Genomic DNA, 4,446 nt, shown 5'->3' on the forward strand with positions numbered 1-4,446 from the left:
CGCGATAGTAGGCGCGCAGCGGCGGCAGCAGCTCCGGCCGCGCACGCAGGCGGGCGAGGACGCGCATGCGCTCTTGGAACACGGCATCGTAATCCGGCGCGCGCCAGTCGAAGGACGGCAGCTCGGCAGCGAGCGCGTTGGCCATTACAGCTCCTTCGCCGCGCGGTAGGCTTCGGCGGGGGTGATCTTGGTATCCACCTCGATCGGGCCGCCGGTGGGGCTGCTGACGCCGAGCTGGTCGCGGAATGCCTGCACGTTCACGTGCCGGCCGATCAGCTCGAGCCGGCGCGTTCGATCGGAGAGCTTGATCTTGCGCACGGTGGCCGTGACGGCGTCGCCGCTGCGCTGCTCCTCGACGTCGATGCCGGCGACGAGGCCGCGGCGCCACACGGGGGGCCAATCCTTCACCGGCCGCAAGCCGCCGCTCTCATCGTAGAGGTCCTGCAGGTCGGCATCAGCTTCCTGAGCCAGCCGATTGAGCAGCCAATCGGCATCGACCTTCGTCCGCTCGGAGCGCTCGGCCTGGGCGGCGCGTATGGCAGCGGCCACCCCAACATTCCCCAACAGCCGCGGCCCTTGCTGCTCCGCCGTGCGCGCGCTGAAGCCGGCGCGAATCGCCGCCTGCGTGGCGTTGAGGTCGAGCAGATATTCATCGACGAAGCGGGCCTGCCGCGCGGTCAGGGTGGCGCCCCGAGCCACGGTCAGCTCCGGTCCGCGCCGGCCGCGGAGCACGACTCGCGATATCGGCGCGCGGCGTCGCTCTCGTTGGGATCGAGGAACGGGTGCTCGCGACGGCGCCGGTAGCCGTCGTCAAAGCTGCCGTCCGGCCGCCTGACCGCTTGCCAAGCATAGTTCTCGAACGCCGCTGCGGCCGTCGCCGGGGTGAACGGCATGATCTCGGCAGCCCGGCCGTCGGCGCGGATCATGGCGTTGTTCTCACGCTCGTCGAGCGCCCAGCGGGTTATGGCGACGAAGCTTTCGTGATCGCGATCCTGAAGCCACCCGAGGGCAACCTCGCGATCCGGCATGTCATGATCCTCGCAGATCTGCGCCAGCCGCTCGTCGTTCGCGAGACGCGCGCAAATCCGCAGGCCGAGGCCGTCGGTATATTCGGTCGGTCGCGTCATGCCTCAGTCATCCCAATGGCTATCGTTGAAGGGATCGCGCTCCTCGATCGGCTGGAGCGCGGGGTTGCCGTGCGGAAACTGCGAACGATCATCAGCGACGTGGGGGCGGGACAACCGGGACAGGTCTAAAGACCTGTGTCCCGGCTGTCCCGGTGTCCCGGTCTGTCCCGGCTCAATGTCCCGGTCTGTCCCGCTCGCACCCCAATTGCGCCAGGCAAACTCTCCCCAAACCCTTACAATGTCGTCCTTTTGCAGCCTCTGCAGGGCTCGATTGAACGACCGCTTCCCCGTGTCTCGATCATTGTCCCGGTCTGTCCCGGCGGCCATTATGGCCTTGTCCCGCCATGCCTTCAGAAGCACCACCTTGCCGACGCGCGCTCGGTTGATTTCGGCGTCAGGAATGGATTGCGGCGGAGGGGTGCCGTCCGACTTGATCGCCTCCTCGAGCTGGCGCAGCGCGAGCTTCGCGCTGTCGGGGAGCCTGGCGATGGCGAGGGCAAGCGGATCGCTTTTCGGGCGGTCGTCGATGTCGGCGGCCTGCACAACGCACGAGGTCACGAAATCGCCGTCCTCGTCATGCCCAAGCTCGATCGACTTCAGCGTGAACAGGATCGACGAGCCGAGTTCGCCGTCCCGCTGCTTCATCACGCGCGCGCTCTTCGTCGAGCCCTCCTCGACAAGGATGACGGTGTCGACGCCGCCCTTCAGGCTGCTGTGGCCGCGCGGCTCCTCGCTCTCCGCATCCTTCGGGCGATGATGGACGATAACGACGCAGCACTGGAACTCTGCAGCGATCCGGCCGCAGTTGGCGACGTAGGTCGCCATATCGTCCGTGTTTTCCTTGCCCGCGCCGAACGTCTTGCTGAGCGTGTCGAGGACGATCATGGCAGGCCGCACGTCAAAATGGGCGGCTTCGCGGCGAATGGTCTCGGCGAGGCGGCTGACGTCGGCGTCAGGAGCTTGCATGTCGATCGGCGACGGCAACAGCGCAAAGGGCGCATCGGTCACGTTGTGGTGGCGCTGGAACGCGACGATGCGGTTCTTGAGCCCGGCTCGCCCTTCGGCGCCGACGTAGATCACCAAGCCGGCCTTGGTGCGCCGGCCATGCCAATCCCAACCGAGCGCGACATGGAGGCCCATATCCACCGCGAAGAAGCTCTTTCCGCAGTTGGGGTGACCGTGGATCACGACCTGCCCATCTGCCGGGATGAGGCGCTTGACGAGCCAGAGCCCCTCCAGCTGAGGTTTGATGTCGCGAAAGCGCTCGACCGCGAAGGGTGTCGGCGGCACAGACTGGGCAGGCGCGAACGGCTCGGCCTTGTCGAAGCGCTCGCGGAGCGGAGTGGCGGTCATCTACGCCTGCCCCGCGATTGGTCGTTCCAATCCTTGAACTCGGCTGCAGGCCACATTGTGCTTACCTCGAGTCCGCGCTCGGCCAGCGCAGCGGCAGCAGCGTCGACCGCCGCCCGGCCGGCGGCGTCGTTCTGGCCAGCCAGGACGATGCGGCGCACGGACGCCGGCAGGTCGAGCAACGGCATGTTGGCCGTGCCAAGAGCCGCCCAGACTTCGCGCTCGGGCAGTTCCTGTGCGAGGCTCAGCCCATCTTCAGGGCCCTCGCAGACGATTAGCTCGGCAGGATCGGGCCGGCGACTGCCCATCTTGACCGCGCCGCCGCGAAAGCGACCGAGCGTCAGCTTCGACTTCTTGCCCCAGCGCTTGTCGCGGCCGTCGTCGCGCAGGAACACCCGCTGGATCGCGACCAGATCGTCGCCGCGGGTCACCGCGCAGAGCAGCGCCGGATAAGTGCGTTTCCATTGGCCAGCGTCGTCCTTCGCGGCCGGCACCATGCCGAATCGCATCGTCGGCGGCAGGTTCGAGACGATGCCGCGAGCGCGACGCAGATAGGTCTCCGCCGGCGTCCCGTAGATGTCGATCGCGGCCGCCCAGAAGGCGCGCGCATCCTCGATGGCGGCCAACCGCTCCGCCTCATCCTCGGCGGCCTGGCGGGCGCGGTCGGCCGGATCGACGCCCGGAAACGTGTCGTTCGTCAGCGCCTCGAACGCTGTCCGGAAGGTGAGCCCGTCGAGCTTGATCAGGGCGGTGAAGTGATCGCCACCGGCACCGCAGCCATGGCAGAAGAAGGTGCCCTTAGCGTCGTTCACCTCGAACGATGGCGATCGCTCGCTGTGGAACGGGCATAGCCCCGCCAGCTCGCGACCGCGCTTCTTCAGCACGGTGTGCCGATGAAGGATCGTCGATAGCGCAACGCGAGCCTTCGCCTCCTCACAGAGCCGGCGGAAATCGTCGTCGGACATTCGGCGCCGGCCGCCGCGGCGATCATGATGCCCGCTCATCCGCCAGCACCATCGGCTAGCGGCGGGAGCGATGCCCGCTCGAGCAGGGCGGCGAGCCAACCGAGCTGGGCGACGCTGAGCGGCGCCGGGTCGACTGCGGTCTGGCCGAGGAAGCTGCCCGCCTTCCTCGACAGGCCGGTGCCACCATTGAGAAGCGCGAGCGCGGCGTCCCGGGGTGTCGGATAGGGCGCCATCACGCGTTGCCCTCGGCCGCGCTGGCGAGAACAACGAGCCCCTCGAGACGCGTGATCTCCACGCCCATGCGCTCGATCTCTTGCATGAAGATGTGGATCGCGGCGAGCGGCACCGTCACCTTTGGCCCAAATGGGCCGGTGCCAGGGTTGGCGCGCAGCTCGTCGACAGAAGGAACTTCCGCCCGAATAAGCGCGATCAGGCTAGCGATGGGCTCGAAGACGCCGACGCTCATGCGGTGTCACCGTTGTTGTCGCGGATCGGGAATCCGGTCACGACCTTGAGGCTCTCGGCATAACGCCGCGCAGCGCGAAGGGTGGGGCGCTCCTGATCGTAGCGGGCGTAACTGATCGGCGGGTCGATGAGGACGTCAAAGCCGCAGCCGAACGCCTCCGGCCGAATGATGATCGTATGGCCGTGCTCAGCCATGCGCCGCCTCCGACCGCAGCCAATGCATCGCTATGATCGGCGGGACGAGCTGTGGGACTGGTTGCGCTCCGGCGGCGCTATGATTATCCTTGGTGTCGTCGTCGTTGATGAAATTCGTGGTGCCCCGTTCGACCCTGGCCGGTCGGCGGGGCGCTTCCTTATTGGGCGGAGGCGCGACCCTGGCGGCAGAGCGCACCGATCACGCCGCAGCTCGCGACTGGCCGAACTCCGCTGCCGGCAGACCGTCAAGGTAGGCCATCACCGACTGCGCATCGACGAGCGATCTGCGGCCGATCTTTACGAGACGGATGCGGCCCTCGCCAGCCAAAGCATAAATGCGGCAG

At 67.4% G+C, this 4,446-nt stretch carries 7 protein-coding genes; all 7 read right to left on the reverse strand.

The window, feature by feature from the left end; genetic code table 11:
- Positions 1–144 precede the first annotated feature (144 nt).
- From JOZ79_RS09205 to JOZ79_RS09235, 7 genes are read right to left on the reverse strand one after another with little or no spacing between them, the layout of a single operon-like run.
- Positions 145–699 carry a terminase small subunit gene (locus tag JOZ79_RS09205; RefSeq protein ID WP_294073440.1) on the reverse strand — a complete coding sequence of 185 codons (555 nt, stop codon included), beginning with the start codon at positions 697–699 and terminating at the stop codon, positions 145–147.
- 2 nt (positions 700–701) lie between these two features.
- Positions 702–1,127: a hypothetical protein gene (locus tag JOZ79_RS09210; protein WP_294073441.1), complete on the reverse strand. Its 426-nt coding sequence runs from the start codon at positions 1,125–1,127 to the stop codon at positions 702–704.
- A 3-nt stretch (positions 1,128–1,130) separates the two neighbouring features.
- The gene (locus JOZ79_RS09215; protein WP_294073442.1) at positions 1,131–2,480 is read right to left on the reverse strand and encodes an AAA family ATPase; all 1,350 of its coding nucleotides are present in this window, start codon (positions 2,478–2,480) and stop codon (positions 1,131–1,133) included.
- Positions 2,477–3,481, reverse strand: coding sequence for a CHC2 zinc finger domain-containing protein (locus tag JOZ79_RS09220; RefSeq protein ID WP_294073443.1), 1,005 nt, complete (start codon positions 3,479–3,481; stop codon positions 2,477–2,479). Before JOZ79_RS09220 ends, JOZ79_RS09215 begins: the two co-directional genes overlap by 4 nt.
- Positions 3,478–3,675, reverse strand: a complete 198-nt coding sequence (locus tag JOZ79_RS09225; RefSeq protein WP_294073449.1) for a hypothetical protein — start codon at positions 3,673–3,675, stop codon at positions 3,478–3,480. The genes JOZ79_RS09220 and JOZ79_RS09225 overlap by 4 nt, the downstream gene beginning before the upstream one ends.
- The gene (locus JOZ79_RS09230) at positions 3,675–3,908 is read right to left on the reverse strand and encodes a hypothetical protein (protein WP_294073445.1); all 234 of its coding nucleotides are present in this window, start codon (positions 3,906–3,908) and stop codon (positions 3,675–3,677) included. Before JOZ79_RS09230 ends, JOZ79_RS09225 begins: the two co-directional genes overlap by 1 nt.
- Entirely contained in the window at positions 3,905–4,102 is a 198-nt protein-coding gene (locus JOZ79_RS09235; protein ID WP_294073447.1) for a hypothetical protein, read from the reverse strand. The genes JOZ79_RS09230 and JOZ79_RS09235 overlap by 4 nt, the downstream gene beginning before the upstream one ends.
- Positions 4,103–4,446 lie beyond the last annotated feature (344 nt).

It is taken from the genome of Sphingomonas sp. (assembly GCF_019242355.1).
In the GTDB taxonomy this organism is placed as follows: domain Bacteria; phylum Pseudomonadota; class Alphaproteobacteria; order Sphingomonadales; family Sphingomonadaceae; genus Sphingomicrobium.